The sequence below is a fragment of the Paraburkholderia sp. genome (genome assembly GCF_035501035.1).
GTDB lineage: Bacteria > Pseudomonadota > Gammaproteobacteria > Burkholderiales > Burkholderiaceae > Paraburkholderia.
On the sequence record NZ_DATJWR010000421.1, the window covers coordinates 21,585 to 42,358 of the forward strand.

Sequence of the window (20,774 nt, forward strand, 5' to 3'; positions counted from 1 at the left end):
AATGTATCTGCCTGTTGAACCCGATCCAATCAGAGAGAGACACCATGAGCGTCGTTGACCAGAGCACCACCTTTCGCGGCTATCGCCGTCAAAACGGACGCGTAGGCGTGCGTAACCACGTGATCATCCTGCCCGTCGATGATCTTTCGAACGCCGCCGCGCAGGCCGTCGAGCACAACATCAAGGGCACGATGGCGCTGCCCCATCCGTACGGCCGGCTGCAGTTCGGCGCCGACCTCGACCTGCATTTCCGCACGCTGATCGGTGCGGGCTGCAACCCGAACGTGGCGGGCGTGATTGTGATCGGCATCGAGGAAGGCTGGACCAAGCGCGTGGTGGACGGCATTGCGAAGTCGGGCAAGCCGGTGATGGGCTTTGGCATCGAGCTGCACGGTGACCATGACACGATCATGCGCGCCTCGAAGGCAGCGAAGGAAATGGTGCAATGGGCGACGACGCTCGAGCGCGAAGAGTGCGCGATCTCGGAGCTGTGGGTGTCGACCAAGTGCGGCGAGTCGGACACGACATCGGGCTGCGGTGCGAACCCGACGGTCGGCAACGCGTTCGACAAGCTCTATGGGCTGGGCACGACGCTGGTGTTCGGCGAAACATCGGAGCTGACGGGCGGGGAGCAGATCGTCGCGGCGCGTTGTGCGAATGACCAGGTGCGCGAGCGCTTCCAGTTCATGTTCGACCGCTATCAGGACATGATCAATCGCTGGAAAACCGACGATCTTTCGGAATCCCAACCGACGAAAGGAAACATCGCGGGCGGCCTGACCACGATCGAGGAAAAGGCGCTGGGCAACATCCAGAAGATCGGCAAGAAGTGCCGCGTGGATGGCGTGCTCGACAAGGCCGAGGAACCGACGCATTCGGGCTTGTGGTTCATGGACTCATCGTCGGCGGCCGCCGAGATGGTGACGCTGTGCGCGGCATCGGGCTTCGCCGTGCACTTCTTCCCGACGGGCCAGGGCAACGTCATCGGCAATCCTATCGTTCCGGTCATCAAGATTTGCGCGAATCCGCGTACGGTGCGAACGATGAGCGAGCACATCGACGTGGACGTTTCGGGCCTGCTGCAACGCGAGCAGAACCTGGACCAGGCGGGAGACAAGCTGCTCGAATCGATGCTGGCGACGGCGAACGGCCGCTGGACGGCGGCTGAAACGCTGGGGCATCGCGAGTTCGTGCTCACGCGCCTGTTCGAAAGCGCCTGATCGCGAACGCAACGCTCCCGGAAGCCCGCTCACGCAGCGGGCCTTGCGAACGCAGTTTCGCTACAGCCACGCGCACCGACGAAAGCCCGGCAGAACAAGTGCGGCTCCAGAAATCCGCACGACGGTGCGCGTAGCTGTCTCATCAAGCAGCAGCGAGTGGAGGAGACACCACCTTGCGCGTGCTCAGACATCTCTATGTGCAAGTCCTGATCGGACTGGCCGCCGGCATTCTCGTCGGCTATTGCTGGCCGCACTTTGGCGTGCAGATGAAGCCATTGGGCGATACCTTCATCCGTCTCATCAAAATGCTCATTACGCTGGTGATTTTCTGCACCGTGTCGGTTGGGATCGCACGGATGGAGAATCTCAAGCACGTGGGACGCGTCGGCGTCAAGACGATCGTCTATTTCGAGGCCGTCACGACGCTCGCGCTGGTGATCGGTCTCGTCGTGGCCAACGTGTTGCAGCCGGGCGCCGGTTTGAACATCGACCCGGCTACGCTCGACACGCAAGCCGTCAATCACTACGTGACGGAGGTGCACTCGGCGGCTTCGCAGAGCTTCCTCGATGAGATCGTGCCGAACTCCGTGGTGGGTGCGTTCGCGCGCGGGAATCTGCTACAGGTGCTGCTTTTTTCGGTGCTGTTCGGCATTTCGCTGTCCATCATGTCGCGCCGCAGCCACTTCCTCTCCCGCGTGATCGAGCAAAGCGGCGAGGCGCTCATGCGTATCGTCGAGATGATCATGCGGCTCGCGCCACTCGGCGCGTTCGGCGCCATGGCGTTCACGGTCGGCAAGTACGGCATCGGCACGCTGCAGCAGCTCGGACTCCTGATCGTCTGCTTCTATCTGACGAGCATCTTGTTCATTGTACTGGTGCTCGGCACGATCTGCCGCTGGGCTGGCGTCGGGTTGTGGCCGCTGCTCAGGTATCTGCGCGAAGAACTGCTCATCGTGCTCGGCACCTCGACCACCGAATCGGTGCTGCCGCGCCTCATGGACAAGCTCGAACGTATGGGCTGCCCGAAACCCGTTGTCGGTCTCGTGCTGCCCACGGGCTATTCGTTCAATCTCGACGGCGCAGCGATCTATCTGACGATGACTTCGCTTTTCATCGCGCAGGCCACCAACACGCACCTCTCGCTGCTGCAACAACTCGGCCTGCTGGCAATCCTGCTGTTGACATCGAAGGGCGGCGCGGGCGTCGCGGGCGCGGCGCTGGTGGCGCTGACGGCCACGCTGTCGACGCACAATATCATTCCCGTTGCAGGCATCACGCTCATCATCGGCATTGACCGTGTGCTCAACGAGATCCGCGCGATCGTCAACATGATCGGCAACGCGGTGGCCACGATCGTGATCGCGCGCTGGGAAGGCGCATTCGACGCCGAAGCGGCGCGCAGGGTGCTGGCCTCGCCGCGCGCCGCGCCGGCGGTCAGCGGTGAGAGGGCCGAAGAAGTGGCCGATGGGCTCAACGAACGGCGGCCGCCCGCCTACGCACAGGAACGCTCCCATTGAAGACCGATCGCAAGAAAATCGTCATCAGCGAATTCATGGACACGCAGGCAGTGGATTCGCTCAAGCGCCATTTCGACGTGTGCGCGGATCCTTCGCTCGTCGACGAACCCGAGCGGCTGCGTGACGCGCTGGCGGACGCCGATGCGCTGATCGTGCGCAACCGCACGCAGGTCACGGCCGCGCTGCTCGACGGTGCGCCGCGAGTGAAGGTGGTCGGCAGGCTCGGCGTGGGTCTCGACAATATCGCCCTTGGCGCATGCAAGGATCGCGGCGTGCGGGTATTTCCGGCCACGGGCGCCAATGCCCGCGCCGTTGCCGAGTACGTGATCGCAACCTCGTTGATGTTATTGCGTGGCGCGTACCTGTCTAGCGCGGCAGTTGCACAAGGCCAATGGCCGCGCGCGGCGCTGTCGAACGGGCGCGAAGCGGCGGGCGGTACGATGGCCGTGATCGGCTTCGGCGGCATTGGGCAGCTCGTCGCGCAGCTCGCATGCGGCATCGGCATGCGCGTCGCCGGTTACGATCCGCAAGTGCCGGCAGATGCCGCCTGCTGGCAGGAGACGGGCGCGCAAGGCATGTCGTTCGACGATGCACTGCGTGCCGCCGACGTCGTGACCGTGCACGTGCCGCTCGTCGAGAGCACGCGCAATCTGCTTGGTGCCGCGCAACTGGCGATGCTCAAGCCGCACGCGGTCGTCATCAATACGTCGCGCGGCGGCGTGGTCGACGAAAGCGCGCTCGCCTGCGCGCTGAAGCAGGGGCGCCTGGGCGGCGCGGCGCTCGACGTGTTCGCCGACGAACCGCTCAAAGCCGGTTCGCCGCTGGCGGGCGCGCCGAATCTGATCCTCACGCCGCATATCGCGGGTCTCACGGTGCAATCGAATGAGCGCGTCGGTACACTGGTCGCCTCGCGCGTGATGCACGCCTTGCTGGAAGGCGAACACGACTCTACGAATACGAGGGAGCTTCGACATGGCACGGATATCATCCGCTGACCTTTTCAATCTGGCGACGCGAACCATGCTCGCCGCGGGCGCCACAGAATGGAGCGCGACTGCAACGGCGCGCGCGCTCGTCTACGCCGACGAACGCGGTTTGTCTTCGCACGGCGTTGCGCGTTTGCCGATGTATGTTGCGCAGTTGCGCAACGGCCGCGTCGATCCGAAGGCGAGCCCGGCGATCGTCGCGTCGCGCAACGCGGCCGTCCTGGTCGATGCCGCAGATGGCATGGCGTTTCCCGCCTGCGAACTCGCGATCGAGACGCTCATCAACCGCGCGCGGGAAAATGGCAGTGCGGTGGTGAGCGTGAAGCGAAGCCATCATCTCGGGGCGGGTGCCTGGCACCTCGAAGCAATTGGCGCCGCGCGAATGGTTGGCGTTGCCTTCAGCAACACGCCTGCCGCGATGCCCGCATGGGGCGGGCGCCATGCCGTTTTCGGCACCAATCCCGTGGCGGCCGTGTTTCCTCGCCGCGACGGCAAACCGTTGATGATCGACCTCTCGTTGTCGAACGTGGCGCGAGGCAAGATCATGGTGGCGGCGCGCGAAGGCAAGCCCATTCCCGAGGGTTGGGCAACGTCGCGCGACGGCAAGCCGACGACGGATGCGAAGGTCGCGCTGGAAGGCATGATGCTGCCGGTTGGCGGTGCGAAAGGGGCCATGCTCGCGCTGGTGGTCGAACTGCTCGCGGCGGCGCTGGCAGGCGCGAACTTCGGCTATGAGGCGGGTTCTTTCTTGACCGAAGATGGCGAAAAGTCGAGAGTGGGCCACCTGTTCTGGGCGATCGATCCGGGTGCGCTTACGGGCAGCGAGGCCTATCTCTCGCGCGTCGAAGCGTTGATCGAGGCCATGCTGGAAGACCCCGACGTGCGGCTGCCGGGAGAGCGCAGGCAAGCTCTCGCGGATGCAGCCATGCGTGACGGAATCGAAATTCCGGATGCACTGCTGACGCAGTTGCAGGCGCTGGCCGCGTGAGCGCTTGCAGCGAAGCACGGACCGCTCACCGCATCACGAAGTCGTGAAGTAGCCTTTGATCGCATCGGTAAAAGCCATACGGCTGTGCTTGACGCGTTCGAGAAGTCCCACGTGGCGCCGCACGTCGACGCCATCCAGCGTCATGACGCTGATGGCGCGATCGCTCTCGAAGTCGACGTTGGCGAGTTTCGGAACAATCGAAATACCGAAGCCTTGCCGTACCAGCGCGACGATGGCTTCGACGGAGTTGAGCTCCATGGCCTCGTTGACTTCCACCTTGCATTGATCGAGCACATTCTGGACGAGGTGGCCGGTCCATGTGCTGCGATCGAAGCGCATGAACGGTGCGTTGCGGAGGATCTCGTGCTGCTCGCCCGGCAAATCGAAGTGGGGAGCGGTTGGCATGATGAGAATCATCGGTTCGGAATACAGCGGCGTCCACAGCAGGGTGGATGCCAAAGGGCGCGGCGATTGCGTGACGACTGCCGCGTCCAGTTCGCCGATTTCGACCTTGTGGGCGAAATCGCTGGACATGCCTGCAAACAGATGGACATCGAGGCGAGGATAGTGTTGGCGGACTGACCATAACGCGTCGGCGAAAGCGCCCATCAAGGCGGAGACGAGCGCGCCAATGACGACAGTTCCCGACATTTCACCGCCGCCGGCGGAAGCCTCGAGGAGTTCGTAGCGGCGCACGATTTCCTCGATTTCAGGAATGAGCGCCCGGCCAACGGGGTTCAGCACGGCGGCTCTTGCATTCCTGTCAAACAGCTGAACATTGAGATCGCTTTCGAGCGTGCGGATCTGGAGCCCGATTGCAGCAGCAGTGAGCCCGACTTTGTTTCCGGCGGCTGCAAAGGTGCCGCATCGGGCGACCGAGAGAAATATTTTCAGGGTGCGAATGGATGGCATTGCTTGCGTTTCCGAAGGAAACACGCTCGATTCGATGGCGGAAATGATACGCAAACGAAAGTGTTTCATGGTCTCAGGAAAACCATTACTGCGTTTTTCTTTATGACGCCATGCGGGACAATGGACGCAGCAATGCGGCCAGAATTCGGGGGACGGTGTGGTCAGCGCATCGTCCCCGCTCCTCAACAATGCTGAAAGACGCTTCGAGGCCTTTCATCGATGACTGCCTGGTTGACCGCGCTAATCGACGCATCCACCATCGGAATCGGCATTAGCTCGATCGCGGTTGCAGGGGGCGTCGTCGCGATCGCGTATCTGGTGTACGGGTTGACCGGTTTCGGTTCGTCCATCGTCGCAATACCGTTGCTGACTCAACTGGTTCCCCTGCGCACGGCGACACCGGTGATGCTGGTTCTGGATCTCGGCGCCGGCATGCTTGTCGGCATGCGCAATCTGCAGGCGGTAGAGGCAAGCGAACTCAAAAGGCTCGGGCCGTGGCTCTGCATGGGGCTGCTGCTAGGCGTGAGCGTGCTGGTGTCCGTGCCGGAAAAGCCTCTGGAACTGCTGCTTGGCGTGTGCCTGCTGGCCTATTCGTTATGGAGGGTGGCCTCTCGAGGCGAGTTTCGTGAGATCGGCGGAGGTTGGGCTCTGCCATTGGGCTTCTTCGGTGGATGCCTGACTGCTGTGTTTGGTACAGGCGGACCGGTTTATACGATCTATCTGGCCGGTCGCTTGAGGGACCCCGACCAGCGGCGCGCAACGATCAGCGCCCTCATTACGGCGACTGCCGTTGCGCGGCTGCTACTCTTCAGCGCTTCCGGGCTATATGCAAACCCCGCGGTCCTTCCTCTGGTTGGCTTTCTGTTGCCTTGCGGGGCGATCGGCCTCTTTGCCGGGGCGCGTCTGCGTAGCGTCATTTCGGCAGCGCGTGTTCTGTCGCTGTTGTGGTTCGTGCTGATTATCGCGGCTGCCAATTTGATCGTGCGGTCAGTGCGGTAATTTTGGTCGTTGAAGCGATTGATTGAATGCTAGAAATTTCCGCTTTTTACCGATGCTTCAGATGGGACGTAGAATTTAATTCCGAATCCAGTTCAGTTTGATCTAGACCGGGAGTAGACGATGATTCACGCGGTTCTGCACGAGAGCGAAGACACGGTTGGCGTTGCCGTGGTGGAGGGAATCAAGGCGGGCGTCGAGTTGAATGCCTGGATCATGGACGACGACAAGCTTGTGACGATCGTTGCGCGGCAGGAGATTCCAATCGGTCACAAGGTGGCGCTCAAGGACATGGCGGTAGGCGACACCGTCTACAAGTATGGCATCGACATCGGTCAGGTGGTGGCGCCCATCAAGGCGGGCGAGCACGCTCACGTTCACAACGTCAAGACGAAGCGCTGGTAGGCGCGTAATGCAAGCGCTTGATCTGCGCCGCGCCTTCGCACGTTCGTCAAGCAGCATCCAGCGCACGAGACGGCCTCGAACCATTCGCCCGAAAGAGGCGATCGCGAGGTCGTAGCTACAACTGGTCAGCGTGTCGATCCGCACGGCCCGGCATCTATCTCACACGAGCCGCATGCATGCGAAGCCGGGTGAGACCAAGGAGACACCATGTTGCGTCGCTTTTGCAGGCACATCTACGTCCAGGTCTTGATCGCCATCCTGGTCGGGATCGTTGTTGGCCACTTTTTCCCCACGTTTGCCCAGTCGCTGAAGCCGCTATCTGACGCCTTCATTCGACTGATCAAGATGATTACGCCGCCGTTGATCTTCACCACGATCGTGTGCGGTGCCTCTCAGATCGGCGAAATGCGCACGTTGGGCCGGATCGCCGGCAAGACCTTCATCTATTTCGAAGTGGTCACCACGCTGGCCCTGCTGATCGGGATGTTGATGGTCAACCTGATAGGGCCTGGCGTCGGAATGAATATCCAGCCCGGCACCGCCGACGTTCACGCGTTGGCGCAATATCAAACGGAAATACACCACGGAGGAGGGCTCACGGGCTTCCTGCTGAACATCATCCCGTCGAGCTTCCTGAGTCCCTTCGCCTCGGGCGACATGCTGCAGATCGTCGTCGTTGCCTGTCTCTTCGCCGTTGGGTTGTCGTACATCGGCGACAAGGGGCAGCCGATCTTGACGTTCTTCGATGCGATTTCCGAGGTGCTCTTCAAGATCGTCGGTTTCATCATGAAGCTTGCCCCGCTCGGCGCATTGGGCGCCATGGGATTCGCGGTCGGGAAATATGGACTTTCTGCGTTGAATTCGCTGGGCATGCTGCTCGTTACGGTCTACCTCGCAACGATTTTCTTCCTTGTGGTCGTGCTGGGAACGATCTGCCGCATGAGCGGCTTCAGCCTGCTGCGATTGCTCGGTCATTTGAAGGGAGAAATTCTTCTCGTGCTGGCCACCACTTCGTCCGAGTCCGTTTTTCCTCAGTTGATCCGCAAACTCGAGGGCATGGGATGCCCAAAGCAGGTCGTGGGTATCGTGATGCCAATGGGCTATTCCTTCAACCTCGACGGGACCTGTGTCGCCCAGGTGATCTGCGCGATGTTCATCGCCCAGGCGTACAACATACCGCTGACATGGGGCGATCAGATAGCGCTGATGGTGCTCTCGATGATCAGCTCGAAAGGCGCGGCCGGCGTATCGGGGGCTGGATTCGTCACGCTTCTCGCCACGCTTACTGCATTCAAGCAGATACCGATTGAGGGCGCGGCGCTCATTCTTGGCGTGGACCGCTTCATCTCCGAGGTCCGTGCCGTCACGAACATGATAGGCAACGCGGTCGCAACGCTCGTTGTTTCGGGGCTCGAGAACGAGCGCGACAACGTTCGAATGGCCACTGTGCTGAAGCTGACGCGAGTGCGAGGCGAGGCATAGCAATACTTTGCCTCAACGCCAGAATTATTCGATTTTCCTTGTCGAAGAATTGCAGAACAATTAAAGGACGCAACCCGTTCAACCGTACTGCGTCAGCAGCTATTCGAGAGGCATTGTGAATACCGAAAAACTTCGTGTAAAGGTCTGGAGAAGTGGTGCCAAGGGGCTCGTCACCTATGATGTGCCGCGCCACGAAAGCCAGACGGTGCTGGATGTCGTGACGTTCATCCAGAGGCAAATGCAGCCCGATCTGGCGTATCGCTTTGCTTGTCGCGTGGGGATGTGCGGATCGTGTGCGATGAACGTCAATGGGAAGGCCCGCTGGACATGCCGCACGCACGTTTCGAAAGTCGCGATAAACAACGAACTGGAGGTCGCGCCCTTGTCGAATCTTCCGGTGATCAAGGACCTCGTGACCGACATGAGCGCGTTCTTTGAAAAGTGGAGCCGGGCAAAGGGCCAATTTTCAGGCAGCCGCACGCGCCATGAAGACTTCGCAAAGGTAAGTCCCGAGAGTGTGCAGCGAAAGGCGGCCGATGCAGGTATCGAATGCATTGGGTGTGGGGTGTGTTACTCGTCGTGCGATGTCGTGACGTGGCGGCCGGACTATCTGGGCCCGGCCGCGCTGAACCGGGCATGGACGCTCGTCAACGACGAGCGGGATATGCAGCGAATCGAACGCCTGCGGGCGGTCGCCGGCGATGCGGGCTGCCACTCGTGTCACACGCAGGCCACTTGTACCGAACGGTGTCCGAAGCATCTCTCGCCCACCGCGGGCATTGCCGGCCTCAAGCGCATGACGATGAAAGCCGCGCTTGAAGGAGACCTGTAATGCAATCCATGTCTCTCGCTACGCAGGCTCGCCTCTGGTATTGGCAGCGCATGAGTGCGACGGTGCTCGCGCTCTGCGTGTTCGTGCATCTGGGCATCATCATCTACGCGGTTCATAGCGGCTTGAGCGCTTCGGCCATCCTCGGGCGCACGCACGGCAATCTGCTGTTTGGGGCCTTCTATACGGTGTTCGTGATTGCGTGTGCGGTACACGTGCCTATCGGCTTGCTACGGGTTGCGCAGGAATGGCTGCACTGGCGTGGCAGATCCGCGGTGAGCGCGAGCTTCGCCATTTCCGCAGGCCTCACGCTAATGGGTCTGCGCGCGGTTTATGGAGTCGTCCTGTGATGAGAAAGAACGACTATCGCGCCCGCACGCATCCCGCGTATTGGGCATTTCTGGTGCATCGCCTCTCGGGTCTGGCGCTGGCTCTTTTCCTGCCGGTTCACTTCTGGGCACTTGGGCACGCCATTGCGGGAGAGGCTTCCCTCGACGGCTTTCTTCGCGCGACGGACCACCCGCTCTTCAAGTTCGGCGAATGGGGACTCGTGGTTCTGCTGTCGCTTCACATGATGGGAGGAATTCGCCTTCTGCTGATCGAGTTCCTTCCCTGGGCGGGCTTGAGGAAAAACTGGCTTGCGTACGGGCTGGGTGCGAGCACCTGTACGGGCCTCGCGTTCCTGCTGGCGCTCATACATTAGTGCCGCTCAACGCCAGCCGGAAACCGCATAAACATTTCATCGTTCAGGAAGAGACGACCATGAAACTTGACCTTGACGTCGTCGAGGAAGCCTCGAAAGAACTGTATATCCGTGCGCTCAAACTGCTCCCTCCCGATGTGAAGAACGGCATCGATAGGCTTTCCGGTACGGAAACGTCGCCCATCGCTCAACGGGTGCTGGAGACGATGCGCACCAACATCCGCGTTGCAGAGGATACGGAGAATCTCCTTTGTCAGGACACCGGAATTCCCATTTACAACGTGACGCTCGGCCGGAATGTCGAATTCGATGGGTATGAACTCAAGGCGGCCATACGCAAAGGGTGTGAGCGTGCCACGAGAGAGCATCCATTGCGTTCTTCGGTCGTGCATCCGCTCACGCGCAAGAATAACCATACTTCCTGCGGTATCGAAGTGCCCGTCATTCACATCGACTTCACTGACCACAAGGAAACGGCAACCATCGAGATGGTGCCAAAGGGAAGCGGTTCGGAAAACAATTCATTCCTGAAGATGGCCGTACCAGCCGAGGGTATCGACGCGATCAAGACGTTTGTTGTCGACTGTGTCATTTCCGCGGGTGGGAAGACGTGTCCGCCGACCATCGTCGGCGTCGGCCTTGGCGGCACTTCCGATCTCTCCATCGCGCTGGCCAAGCGTGCCGCGACGCGTGCGCTGGGCACCGCCTGTGCCGACCCTGAGGGCGCCGCGCTCGAAGCGGAGCTTTCCGCGGCGGTGAATCGGCTTGGCATCGGCCCCCAGGGCCTGGGGGGCGATAGCACGGCCTTTGCGGTCCATATCGAACTGGCTTCGACGCACATCACGATGAATCCCATAGCGGTCAACATGCAGTGCCACTCCGCGCGGCGCGCGAAGGCTGTGCTGACCACGGAAGGCATCACTTACGGATTCTAAAATGGCTCACTACGACCTCTATACGCCTGTTGACGAGTCGCAGATCCGCAAGCTGCGGGTCAACGACACGGTGACGCTGCATCAGACGCTCTTCGGCATTCGCGATGCGACGCAGATCCACTTGTTCGACAAAGGGCGCACGACGGACTTCGATCTTCGTGGGCATGCAGTCATTCACACTGCGCCTAACGTGCGCAAGGTTGCGCCGAGCGAGGAATTTCCCGCCGGCTATCAACCGGTCTGCATCGGTACGACCACGTCGGATCGCATGGAGCGATTCACCCGTCCGCTGATGGAACAGTACGGTGTGCGAATGATCGTGGGAAAAGGCGGATTGCGCGAGGGATCGAAGTCGGCGTTTCGCGACCTGGGCGGGGTTTATCTTGCGATCATCGGTGGGACGGCCGCGCTGGAGACAACATGGATCGAGAAGATCGAAGCCGTCGATCTGGACGATCTCAATCCGGAGTCGCTCTGGCGGTTCAAGATCAGGAACTTCGGTCCCTTGCTCGTGGCGATGGACAGCCACGGTGGCAGCCTGTATGAGGAAGTGAAGGGTGACACCGCTGCACGGCGAGCGCAAGTGCTGGCGAGTCTCGGCGTGGAGGCGAAATGAATATCGAGCGCGTCAAGACGGATATCCTGATTCTGGGTTCAGGTGGCGCCGGTCTCTTTGCCGCGCTTCATGCGCACAAGCATGCACCGGATCTCTCGATCACCGTTGCGGTGAAAGGGCTGCTCGGAAAATGCGGCTGTACGCGCATGGTGCAGGGCGGCTACAACGTCGCGCTCGCGCCGGGCGATTCGGTCGAGCGTCACTTCATGGACACGATCGAAGGAAGCAAGTGGCTTTCGAACCAGGACCTTGCGTGGACGCTCGTGAGCACGGCGGTAGAGCGTGTGCGGGAACTGGAAAACGAGCTGGGCTGTTTCTTCGACCGCAACCCGGACGGGTCGATTCATCAAAAGGCGTTCGCGGGCCAGACTTTCGACAGGACCGTCCACAAAGGCGACCTGACCGGAATCGAGATCATCAACCGGTTGGCGGAGCAGGTATGGAGCCGCGGTATCGATCGACTCGAGGAACACCGAGCAATCGAGCTGGTCAAGACAGGCGATGGCAAGCACATTGCAGGTGTCCTGATGATCGACATGCGCACGGGTAAGTTCGCTTTCGTACAGGCGAGGGCGGTCCTGCTCGCAACGGGCGGCGGCCCCACGATGTACAAGTTCCACACGCCATCGGGGGACAAGAGTTGCGACGGACTCGCGATGGCGCTGCGCGCGGGCCTCACGCTTCGGGACATGGAAATGGTGCAGTTCCACCCCACCGGTCTGCTTGCGGGTAGCCACACGCGCATGACTGGGACGGTGCTCGAAGAGGGGCTTCGTGGAGCGGGCGGGCAGTTGTTGAATGGCGCGAAAGAGCGCTTCATGCACAAGTACGATGAGCGCGGCGAGCGCGCAACGCGCGATATCGTTTCGCGCGGCATCTATGCGGAAATGCGCTCTGGCCAGACGTCGCCCAATGGGGGCGTGTACATCCAGATGCAGCATCTAGGGCCGGAGAAGGTCAGAAAGCAGTTCAAGGGCATGGTGGAGCGCTGTGCGGATTGTGGGTTCGATCTGGCGGGAGGCCTCGTCGAGGTGGTGCCGACCGCGCACTACATGATGGGAGGCGTGACGTTCAGGCCCGACTGCAGCACCGAACTGAGCGGCCTGTTCGCCGCCGGCGAGGATACCGGCGGGGTGCACGGTGCGAATCGGCTGGGGGGCAACGGCGTGGCTAACTCCACGGTGTTTGGCGGTATCGCTGGTGACAGCATGGCGGCCTGGGTGCAAGCGCATGGGCAGTACTGGGAACCGGACGCCTTCGCCATCGAAAGTGCAATCAAGGACGCCGAGCTTCCCTTTTCCAGGAACGGAAACGGCCTGGAGAAAATTCGGGAGTCCCTCTATGAATGCATGTGGACGAACGTCGGCATCATGCGCGATCGTGACGGACTCCTGAGGGCACGGCAGACGCTGAATGCGCTTTACGAAGAGTTGATGCTGACCGGCGTCGCGGACGGCGACCGTGCGTTCAACGCGCAATGGCACGATTGGTTGAACCTGAAAAATCTGATCTCCGTTAGTCAGATCATCACGGAGGCGGCCATTTCCCGAGAGAATTCCCGCGGTGCGCATTTCCGAGAGGATTATCCGGGGGCAGGCGATCTCGCGGTATCTGCTTACACGACCATTCGACGAGTTGCCGGGGAGATTCAGATAAAGCAGGAACCGGTGACGTTCAGCCGCGTGCGGCCGGGAGAGACGATTCTTTGCGAGCATTTGACAGAGTGACTCGCGCTGAAAGGCAGGCACATTCCCGGGCATTGCTTTGCCTCCCGCCTTGAATTGTGCCGACGGCAACCCGCCGATATTTCAAATGGAGACAACGCAATGCCCCACACTCTCGTTCGCAGGATGCGGCGTGCTCTCATGCTCGCTGCCGCCGCCTCGGTTGTTTTGCAAACGCAGTCGTTCGCTTACGCAGAAGACGCCTGGCCTGCTCAACCGATCCGGATCATCGTTCCTTTCTCGGCAGGCGGCTCGACCGATGTGCTGGCGCGCACGATCGGCCAGGGGCTGGGGACGCTATGGAAGCAGTCCGTGGTAGTCGACAACCGCCCCGGCGCAGGCGGCATGATTGGGGCTGAGGTGGAGGCGAAGTCGGCGCCGGACGGTTACACGTTGATGCTGGCGTCGGGGAGCATGTTCACCGTCAACCAGTTCATCTATAAGAACCTTCCCTATTCGAGCAAGGACTTCAGCTTCATCACGACGGTTGCAAGTAATCCGATGGTCGTGGCCGTTGCGCCCTCGCTGCCCATATCGAACGTGAAGGAACTGATTGCGTATGGGAAGACTCAGCATCCCAAGCTCAATTTCGGTTCGGCCGGCATCGGAAGCCAGGTGCATATGGCCGACGAGGCCTTCGCGGGCGCGGCGGGCATTCCGATGGTCCACGTGCCGTATAAGGGCGAGGTGCTTGCTTTGAACGATCTGATGGCGGACCGCGTGCAGGTCGTGTTGCCCAACATCGCTGCAGCCATGCCTTTCATGAAGGGAAAGACGATAAAGGTGCTCGCCGTGACCGGTGACCATCGTTCGGGTGCGTGGCCCGACATTCCGACTGTGAGCGAAGCCGGCCTGCCGGGTTTCAATGTGACGGGCTGGTTTGCGCTCGTGGCGCCCGCGGGCACGCCTGCGAATGTCATCAACAAGATTCAGCAGGATACTGTAAAGGTACTCGCCCAGCCTGACATTCGTAAGCGCCTGGATGTGCTTGGCATGGACACCGTGGGTGATACGCCACAGCAACTTCAGAGCAGGATTGCGAGCGAATCGGCGAAATGGCAAAAGGTTGTGAGCGAGAGCCACATTAGTGCGAACTGAACTGGATTTCGGTGGCGAGTCAAACCTGTCATTGGCAGGTAGCGTGGTGCTCTCGTAAGTCGGCTGATTGTCGTAGCACTAACCTAAATTTCTGTTCTTGTTGAGCCCGCCCGATATCCGATCTGGCGGGCTTTTACTTTGCAGATCTAACGCCCGTGCTTTCACGAGGGAAAACTTCGCGCGCGTCCAGCCGCCTAACAGCTGCGCCTCAAGAGGCCTGCGGTATCGCTGAAGGTCCGCAAGTAGGTAGCCTCGTGTAATCAACGCCTTTCAGTGGGACCCGGCGCTGCGCGGAGCGGGAGAACCGCCCGGCCCGCGCAGGATCGAGGGTCACGGCGAGAACCGGGGGAGTTGGCAATCGATCAGTCGACGATCGACAATCGCTTTGAGCTTACTGAAGTCGGCGTGCAACGCGAGGAGCAATTTTAGCGCTGCAGCAATTCGGTGTTGAATGTGTCAAGCGGTGTGAGGCTTTCGATTAACGCTTTCACTCGCTCCCCGCCCGACGTATTTCGCCTTGCGAGCCCAGCCCGTGCACGGGTTCAGACCTTTTCTCGCGTCGGCGGCTTCGTTGCGCGGATAGCGTGACCAGCACCACCAGCAGCAGCGACACGATCAGAAATCCGCAACTGATGGGCCGGTCGATAAAGATGGAAAGGTTCCCGTGCGAGATGAGGAGAGCGCGCCGAAAGTTCTCTTCGATCATCGGGCCGAGGACGAACCCGAGCAAAATCGGCGCGACGGAAAATCCAAGGTAGCTGAAGATCGTTCCCAGTACGCCGAACGTCAAGACTTGCCACACCTGGAAGAGACTGTTCTGCGTGCTGAAGACCCCGACGGCAATAAAGAACATCGCAGAAGGGTAGAGATACCGGTAAGGAAGCCTAAGCAATTTTATCCAGATGCCGATCATCGGGACATTGAGAAGAACGAGGAGAACATTGCCGATCCAGAAGCTGGCGATCAATCCCCAGAAGATATCCGGATGTTCGGAGATGAGTTGGGGGCCAGGCGTAATCCCTTGAATGATGAGCGCCCCGAGAATCAACGCCATGACCGGATCGCCTGGTATGCCCAGACTCATCGTCGGGATGAAATCGACCTGCGTCTTGGAGTGCGACGACGCTTCAGGCGCTGCGACGCCGGCAATGACGCCGGTCCCGAATGCCTGCGGATTTTTCGAGAGCTTTCGCTCGAGCGCATACGCGACAAACGTCGTGATCGTCGGGCCGGTTCCCGGCATGGCGCCAAAGAGAGCGCCGACAGCCGTGCCTCGTGTCATGGGCCAGAACGCGGCTTTGAGTTCCTTGCGCGTTGGTCGCATGTCCTTGAAGCGTACGTCGAGCGATTTGCTCGAAACCGTCATCCTGTTGACGTTGCAAAGAAAGTCGGCAATGCCAAAGAGTCCCATGGCGATCGCGACCAGTTCGAGCCCGTCGCTCAGGTCGGTAATGCCAAACGTGAAGCGGAACGTACCCGTATTGACGTCGGTGCCGACCATCCCGCAAAGCACGCCAAAAAGCGTCATGGCCACGCCTTTGAGCGCGGAGCCCCTCGACATGGTGGAGCCCGCGAGAAGGCCGAGCAGCATGACCGAGAAAATCTCGGCTGGACCGAACTTGAATGCCATTGCTGTGAGCAACGGAGAGGCGAAAATCATCAAAAGGATGCCCGTCGACGCGGCAAAAAACGAACTCAGCATCGTGATGCCGAGCGCCGCGCCGCCTCTGCCGGCTTTGGCCATGGGATACCCGTCGAGACAGGTGATCGCATGAGGAGGGTGCGAGGGAAGATTGAGCAGAATGGCGCCGATCGCTCCGCCGTATTGCGATCCATAGAATATGCCGGCGAGCATCAGGATTGCCGGGACGGGGTGCATCACATAGGTGAGCGGCAGGAGAATGGAGATGGCGGAAAGGGCACCCATTCCAGGCAACACGCCTACCATGTTGCCCACGAGCACACCGAAGAAGGACCACATCAGGTTGGAGCCTTGAAGCGCAACCGTGAAGCCATAGAAGAGGTCGTGCAAGGACTGTTCGATCATGTTTCTCACTATCCCCAGGCGAGCGGCGCCAATTGCAGTTTCAAAGCCCAGGAGAACACGACCAGGGCAATCGCGCACATGACGATGGACAACGCGGCAGCGCGAAATACGGAATTGGTTCGATCCCCAAGCGCAGAGATGAACACAATCGCAAAAGTGGCGGGAAGCAGGCCTCCGTACTTGCCGAGCAGGATGAAGGCAAGTGTGCCGGCAATAATGCAGATGCCGCCGCGCAAGTCGGGCAACCTCGCATGCGGTTCGGTCGTGTTCGGTTCGGGTTTGGGAAGATCCTTGGCGAGCATGGCAATCAAGGCGCCCACAAAAGCCAGAAGCGCGCCCACGGCTACCGGGAAAAAGCCCGCGCCCATGCTCGTGAGCGTGCCAACGTCGTAGGTCATGCCGGCGTACACGGCACTCATGCCGATCACGACCATCATCGCGCCGCCGTAGTAGTCCTTGCTGAAAGAAAGTCTGCGGTTCAACGCACGCCTCCGTCACCCGAGCGACTGAAACCCGGAACGCAACTGGCCATATGAGATCTGGAGCCTATCCACTGGCTGCATTGCCTGGCTCAAATGGAAGAAAGTAGCAGTACGAAACGAAGTATCGGATTTCCGAAAGATGATCGCCTGAGTGCAATACGGCGTAGAAAGCGTCTGGGTGAGCGATACCCCAACCCCCTACGCGGGATCGAGGCAAAGACGTACAACTGACTGGCGGCACGCCACCGGTGCCGGCGCACGAAGTGCAGGCACGATGGCCTGCACGGCACAGTCATACAACTCATATGTATGAGTTGCAATGTAGTGTGTTAGCCTTGAGAATGCCATCAGGGAAAACATGGGTGTCTGGACGTCCTCGCGGTGGGGGAAGGCAGCATCGGGAATTCTCTCCACGGGCTCGAATGCGTAACGCACAGGCGCAGGCGCAATCGAAGGGCGGGAAGGCGCATGGAAGGCGAGCGGAAGAGAATCTTTCGTTCACTGCAAGAAATAATGACTTTTCACCGCACGGTGCGCCGCGAATAATCGTCGGGGCTACGAAGAGAGCAAGCCGGTCTTTCGCGTTGCGCATGGCGTGGCGCACAGGTCGTAACCATAGGTCGGAATCAAATCATCTTGATCAGGAGGTAACGTAATGTCGATTACATGCCGTGGCGCGGATGCGTTGGTAAAGGTGTTGTCGAAGGCAGGGGTGAAGCAGGTCTTCACCTTGTCGGGCAACCACATCATGCCGGTGTTCGACGCTTGCATTGACGCGGGGATCGAACTGTTCCACACGCGGCATGAAGCGGCGGCCGTGCACATGGCGGACGCCTGGTCGCGGCTCACCGGCAAGGTAGGCGTGGCGCTCGTGACCGGCGGCCCAGGTCACGCCAATGCGGTCTCGGCGCTCTATACCGCTCAAATGGCCGAATCGTCCGTGCTGCTGCTTTCCGGGCATGCGCCGCACGATCAATTGGGGATGGGCGCGTTTCAGGAGATGCGGCAGGCAGATGTAGCGGCGCCTCTGGTCAAGATGGCCGCCACCGTACAGCATCCCCATACGCTTGCCGACGAACTCGTGTACGCAATCCGCGTCGCGCAGTCCGGGCGGCCCGGACCCGTTCACCTTAGCTTGCCCGTTGACGTACTGGAGGGCGCCTCCCACGTGCCGGACGAAATCGATGTCGATAGCTTTGCGCCAATCAGGCAAGCTCTCGACAGCGCCCTCGTGACGCGCCTTGTCGCAAGCCTGAAGAGCGCATCGCGTCCGCTGATCCTCGTGGGGCCGGCGTGCATGACTCGCGCGGGGCGCGAACGAATCGACAAGGTTGCGGCCGCACATGGCATTCCTGTAATCGGCATGGAGAGCCCGCGCGGGATCAATGATCCGAGCCTTGGCGCATTCGCCGAAGTCCTCGCACAGGCGGACCGTGTGCTGCTGCTCGGCAAGCGGCTCGATTTCACATTGGGCTTCGGACAATCGCCGGCCTTTTCCCCGAACTGCACGTTCCTGCAGATCGACCCGGAGCCGCACGAAATCGCACGGACGCGTCGCGCCGTGGGTGAGCGTCTGATCGGAACGGCTGTCGCGGATGTGTTTCCATCGCTTGACTTGCTCGCCTCGACTGGCGGCGTTGCTGGCCAGTGCGATGAACGATGGGCGCGCGCCGTGCAGGATGCGGTTGCTTCGCGTCCCGAACAATGGAGCAACGCTTCGTCGTCGATGGAAAAGCGCATTCATCCGGTCCAGGCGCTCGCGCCGCTTCAGGCGTTGCTGGACAGTCATCCCGATTCCGTTTTCATCTCCGACGGTGGCGAGTTCGGACAATGGGCGCAAGCGTGCCTGCATGCGCCCAATCGTGTCATCAACGGCGTTGCCGGAGCGATCGGCGCCGCGCTTCCGTTTGCGCTGGCCGCGCGGGTTGCGCAGCCGAACGCGCCGATCGTCGCCGTCATGGGGGACGGCACCTTCGGCTTTCATGCCGCCGAAATCGATACCGCCGTGCGTTACGATCTGGCCTTCGTCGCCGTGGTGGGCAATGACGCGCGCTGGAATGCGGAGTATCAGATCCAGCTCAGGAGTTATGGCCGTGAGCGCCTGATCGGCTGCGAACTCTTGCCCACGCGCTACGACAGCGTTACGCAGGCTTTTGGCGGATTCGGCAGGCTCGTCCAACGGGCCGATGAGGTGCGCGATGCAGTTGCGCAGGCACACGGTTCGAAATTGCCTGCATGCGTGAACATCATGATAGAAGGCGTCGCGGCTCCTTCCGCAAAGAGGCAGCCTTCGTAGTTGTTGGCTGGGGCTCTTCGGTCAGGTATCGTCCGGCGCGAATACCTAGTGCTGCAGGCCGAGAGGCGGCTGTGTCCTGAGGGCTTCGTCCACCTGCTGCTGGGGACCCAGTTGCCTCGGTGCAGACGTCGGGGCGGGTTGCCGTTTGAACGCTTCGATCTGGGCGAGCTGGGCGTCCAACGCATCGAAGAGTTTCAGCAACGCCGCCTCCAACTGGCTCGTCAGGTCGTCGAGGCTGGGCATGGAGGCGGATGCCTTGGCCCGGTTCTCGGCGGTGGCGACCACGCCCAGCAACCCTTGCCCGTTAGCCGCCTCCCTGAAAGTCTGCGCCACCGTCCCGGCATAGCGTTTCGCAATCGTGGCGGTCGTGATGGGCTGCGTGATAGCGGGCTTGTTCCGGCCGGGTGAAATCTTCGCGGCCGCGGCTTCCTGGTTGGCGAACTTCTCTTCGATGAAATGCTGCAGGAATTCGTCGTCATTCGCGGCGGTAAGGCCCGCCGGCGTCTTGAAGCCCGCCACGAATGTCTCGAACCAGCGTCGCACGGACCCGATCTTGTCCATCACGGCCTTCTTCAGATCGAATGCACCGGTGGCACGCAGCAAGGCTTCATCGGTTGCCATCTGGAATTGCTCGTTGTAGCGGCCGAACGTGTCCGACCGTTGATCGTCTGGCAGCTCCCTGTCGATCGCCAGCCGAAGGTGCAGCAGTTCGTGGAAAAGCGTGCGGACGGGATCCGGCAGCATCTGGAAGATCTGGACGGCAAAAGTCGGCGGGCCCGAACTACCGGCCGGCATCGGCTTCTTTGCCGTTTGCGCGGCCGCCGGGCTGGTGATAGGCGGTCTGCCTGGCGTAATTTCGATTTCGATCCCGAAGGTGCGTCGCGTGCCGTCTGGAGTGCTGATCGAAATGTTGAACTTCTGGCCGTTGACGATCACGGCGGGAAAGGCATCGACGATCTGGTTCACGTCCGCATTGCCGATGGCCTTGATCTCCGCCTTGGGCAACGCGACCCGCAGGCCGCCACGCTGCTGGCACTGAATGACGGGGCTCGCCGCCGCGAAGCCGCGCTGCTGCACGGTGTGCGCCAATTCGTGGGCGAGGACCCGCTTGCCGCCGTCGCCGCCGGCTTCGGCCGGATCGATCACCACATGCTGTCCAGCGGCAAACGCCCGCGCGCCGAGTGCCGCGGCCGCTGCCGCGCCACTGGCGTCGGCGTGCACGCGAACGCGGCTGAAATCCGCCTGGAAGTGCGTTTCCATGGCATCGCGGGAAGCGGCATCGAGCTCGCGGCCAGGTTCGTTCAGAACCTGCGAGACGGCGCGGGGAACGACGAACTTCGAGGTCGCGGGCGCACTTGCAGCAGGCAGCGTTTTGACGGGGTTCGATGACCCAGTCATGGCGTTGGCGAGCCGATCGGCCTCGTGCTCGAGAGGATCGTCTCTCACGCCGACGCGCACTTCGGACAAAGCCGGGACCGCCGGAATTTCCGGCAAGCGCCACGTCATGGCGCGCGCGTTGGCCGGAGCGTTTGCGCGAT

At 61.0% G+C, this 20,774-nt stretch carries 19 protein-coding genes; 15 read left to right on the forward strand and 4 right to left on the reverse strand.

Annotated features, from left to right (window positions below; translation table 11 throughout):
* Positions 1-44: 44 nt before the first annotated feature.
* From VMJ11_RS30105 to VMJ11_RS30120, 4 genes are all read left to right on the forward strand, one after another.
* The gene (locus VMJ11_RS30105; protein WP_325624472.1) at positions 45-1,220 is read left to right on the forward strand and encodes a UxaA family hydrolase; all 1,176 of its coding nucleotides are present in this window, start codon (positions 45-47) and stop codon (positions 1,218-1,220) included.
* A 173-nt stretch (positions 1,221-1,393) separates the two neighbouring features.
* On the forward strand, positions 1,394-2,737 hold the full coding sequence (gene dctA / locus VMJ11_RS30110) for a C4-dicarboxylate transporter DctA (protein WP_414694510.1): 1,344 nt from the start codon (positions 1,394-1,396) through the stop codon (positions 2,735-2,737).
* Entirely contained in the window at positions 2,734-3,732 is a 999-nt protein-coding gene (locus VMJ11_RS30115) for a hydroxyacid dehydrogenase (RefSeq protein ID WP_325624473.1), read from the forward strand. Before dctA (VMJ11_RS30110) ends, VMJ11_RS30115 begins: the two co-directional genes overlap by 4 nt.
* Positions 3,710-4,711 (forward strand): Ldh family oxidoreductase, encoded by a 1,002-nt coding sequence (locus tag VMJ11_RS30120; protein ID WP_325624474.1) that lies wholly within the window; start codon positions 3,710-3,712, stop codon positions 4,709-4,711. Before VMJ11_RS30115 ends, VMJ11_RS30120 begins: the two co-directional genes overlap by 23 nt.
* 33 nt (positions 4,712-4,744) lie before the next feature.
* Here the strand turns inward: VMJ11_RS30120 and VMJ11_RS30125 are convergent, their stop codons facing one another.
* Positions 4,745-5,692 carry a LysR family transcriptional regulator gene (locus tag VMJ11_RS30125; protein WP_325624476.1) on the reverse strand — a complete coding sequence of 316 codons (948 nt, stop codon included), beginning with the start codon at positions 5,690-5,692 and terminating at the stop codon, positions 4,745-4,747.
* Between the two features lie 150 nt (positions 5,693-5,842).
* On the opposite strand from VMJ11_RS30125, the gene VMJ11_RS30130 reads away from it, so the two are divergent.
* From VMJ11_RS30130 to VMJ11_RS30175, 10 genes are all read left to right on the forward strand, one after another.
* Entirely contained in the window at positions 5,843-6,622 is a 780-nt protein-coding gene (locus VMJ11_RS30130; protein ID WP_325624478.1) for a sulfite exporter TauE/SafE family protein, read from the forward strand.
* Between the two features lie 120 nt (positions 6,623-6,742).
* Positions 6,743-7,024 carry a UxaA family hydrolase gene (locus VMJ11_RS30135; protein ID WP_325624479.1) on the forward strand — a complete coding sequence of 94 codons (282 nt, stop codon included), beginning with the start codon at positions 6,743-6,745 and terminating at the stop codon, positions 7,022-7,024.
* Positions 7,025-7,231: 207 nt separating this feature from the next.
* Entirely contained in the window at positions 7,232-8,506 is a 1,275-nt protein-coding gene (gene dctA, locus VMJ11_RS30140; protein ID WP_325624481.1) for a C4-dicarboxylate transporter DctA, read from the forward strand.
* A 115-nt stretch (positions 8,507-8,621) separates the two neighbouring features.
* Positions 8,622-9,338, forward strand: coding sequence for a succinate dehydrogenase/fumarate reductase iron-sulfur subunit (locus tag VMJ11_RS30145; protein WP_325624482.1), 717 nt, complete (start codon positions 8,622-8,624; stop codon positions 9,336-9,338).
* Positions 9,338-9,685: a succinate dehydrogenase gene (locus VMJ11_RS30150; RefSeq protein WP_325624484.1), complete on the forward strand. Its 348-nt coding sequence runs from the start codon at positions 9,338-9,340 to the stop codon at positions 9,683-9,685. Before VMJ11_RS30145 ends, VMJ11_RS30150 begins: the two co-directional genes overlap by 1 nt.
* A complete protein-coding gene (sdhC, locus tag VMJ11_RS30155) occupies positions 9,685-10,038 on the forward strand; it encodes a succinate dehydrogenase, cytochrome b556 subunit (protein ID WP_325624486.1) in 354 nt (117 codons plus the stop codon). The genes VMJ11_RS30150 and sdhC overlap by 1 nt, the downstream gene beginning before the upstream one ends.
* A gap of 59 nt (positions 10,039-10,097) precedes the next feature.
* Positions 10,098-10,973, forward strand: a complete 876-nt coding sequence (locus VMJ11_RS30160) for a fumarate hydratase (RefSeq protein ID WP_325624488.1) — start codon at positions 10,098-10,100, stop codon at positions 10,971-10,973.
* Between the two features lies 1 nt (position 10,974).
* On the forward strand, positions 10,975-11,589 hold the full coding sequence (locus tag VMJ11_RS30165; RefSeq protein ID WP_325624489.1) for a fumarate hydratase C-terminal domain-containing protein: 615 nt from the start codon (positions 10,975-10,977) through the stop codon (positions 11,587-11,589).
* A complete protein-coding gene (locus VMJ11_RS30170) occupies positions 11,586-13,316 on the forward strand; it encodes an L-aspartate oxidase (RefSeq protein ID WP_325624491.1) in 1,731 nt (576 codons plus the stop codon). Before VMJ11_RS30165 ends, VMJ11_RS30170 begins: the two co-directional genes overlap by 4 nt.
* 138 nt (positions 13,317-13,454) lie before the next feature.
* A complete protein-coding gene (locus VMJ11_RS30175) occupies positions 13,455-14,411 on the forward strand; it encodes a tripartite tricarboxylate transporter substrate binding protein (protein WP_325624492.1) in 957 nt (318 codons plus the stop codon).
* A gap of 487 nt (positions 14,412-14,898) precedes the next feature.
* Here VMJ11_RS30175 and VMJ11_RS30180 read toward each other — a convergent pair whose 3' ends face one another.
* The gene (locus tag VMJ11_RS30180) at positions 14,899-16,458 is read right to left on the reverse strand and encodes a tripartite tricarboxylate transporter permease (protein ID WP_325624493.1); all 1,560 of its coding nucleotides are present in this window, start codon (positions 16,456-16,458) and stop codon (positions 14,899-14,901) included.
* Positions 16,459-16,466: 8 nt separating this feature from the next.
* Positions 16,467-16,892, reverse strand: a complete 426-nt coding sequence (locus tag VMJ11_RS30185; protein ID WP_325624516.1) for a tripartite tricarboxylate transporter TctB family protein — start codon at positions 16,890-16,892, stop codon at positions 16,467-16,469.
* Between the two features lie 703 nt (positions 16,893-17,595).
* Between VMJ11_RS30185 and VMJ11_RS30190 the strand changes: the two genes are divergently transcribed.
* A complete protein-coding gene (locus VMJ11_RS30190) occupies positions 17,596-19,236 on the forward strand; it encodes a thiamine pyrophosphate-binding protein (protein WP_325624495.1) in 1,641 nt (546 codons plus the stop codon).
* A 45-nt stretch (positions 19,237-19,281) separates the two neighbouring features.
* Here the strand turns inward: VMJ11_RS30190 and VMJ11_RS30195 are convergent, their stop codons facing one another.
* Entirely contained in the window at positions 19,282-20,742 is a 1,461-nt protein-coding gene (locus VMJ11_RS30195; protein WP_325624496.1) for a DUF4157 domain-containing protein, read from the reverse strand.
* Between the last annotated feature and the right edge of the window lie 32 nt (positions 20,743-20,774).

Excerpts from the sequence above, each read along its gene's own strand:
- VMJ11_RS30120 (WP_325624474.1), top strand. The coding sequence starts at position 3,710 with ATGGCACGGATATCATCCGCTGACCTTTTCAATCTGGCGACGCGAACC.
- VMJ11_RS30105 (WP_325624472.1), top strand. The coding sequence starts at position 45 with ATGAGCGTCGTTGACCAGAGCACCACCTTTCGCGGCTATCGCCGTCAA.
- VMJ11_RS30125 (WP_325624476.1), bottom strand. The coding sequence starts at position 5,692 with ATGAAACACTTTCGTTTGCGTATCATTTCCGCCATCGAATCGAGCGTG.
- VMJ11_RS30190 (WP_325624495.1), top strand. The coding sequence starts at position 17,596 with ATGTCGATTACATGCCGTGGCGCGGATGCGTTGGTAAAGGTGTTGTCG.
- VMJ11_RS30195 (WP_325624496.1), bottom strand. The coding sequence starts at position 20,742 with ATGACGTGGCGCTTGCCGGAAATTCCGGCGGTCCCGGCTTTGTCCGAA.
- VMJ11_RS30175 (WP_325624492.1), top strand. The coding sequence starts at position 13,455 with ATGCTCGCTGCCGCCGCCTCGGTTGTTTTGCAAACGCAGTCGTTCGCT.
- VMJ11_RS30185 (WP_325624516.1), bottom strand. The coding sequence starts at position 16,892 with ATGGTCGTGATCGGCATGAGTGCCGTGTACGCCGGCATGACCTACGAC.
- VMJ11_RS30150 (WP_325624484.1), top strand. The coding sequence starts at position 9,338 with ATGCAATCCATGTCTCTCGCTACGCAGGCTCGCCTCTGGTATTGGCAG.
- dctA (WP_325624481.1), top strand. The coding sequence starts at position 7,232 with ATGTTGCGTCGCTTTTGCAGGCACATCTACGTCCAGGTCTTGATCGCC.
- VMJ11_RS30130 (WP_325624478.1), top strand. The coding sequence starts at position 5,843 with ATGACTGCCTGGTTGACCGCGCTAATCGACGCATCCACCATCGGAATC.
- VMJ11_RS30135 (WP_325624479.1), top strand. The coding sequence starts at position 6,743 with ATGATTCACGCGGTTCTGCACGAGAGCGAAGACACGGTTGGCGTTGCC.
- VMJ11_RS30180 (WP_325624493.1), bottom strand. The coding sequence starts at position 16,458 with ATGATCGAACAGTCCTTGCACGACCTCTTCTATGGCTTCACGGTTGCG.
- sdhC (WP_325624486.1), top strand. The coding sequence starts at position 9,685 with ATGAGAAAGAACGACTATCGCGCCCGCACGCATCCCGCGTATTGGGCA.
- VMJ11_RS30160 (WP_325624488.1), top strand. The coding sequence starts at position 10,098 with ATGAAACTTGACCTTGACGTCGTCGAGGAAGCCTCGAAAGAACTGTAT.
- VMJ11_RS30165 (WP_325624489.1), top strand. The coding sequence starts at position 10,975 with ATGGCTCACTACGACCTCTATACGCCTGTTGACGAGTCGCAGATCCGC.
- VMJ11_RS30170 (WP_325624491.1), top strand. The coding sequence starts at position 11,586 with ATGAATATCGAGCGCGTCAAGACGGATATCCTGATTCTGGGTTCAGGT.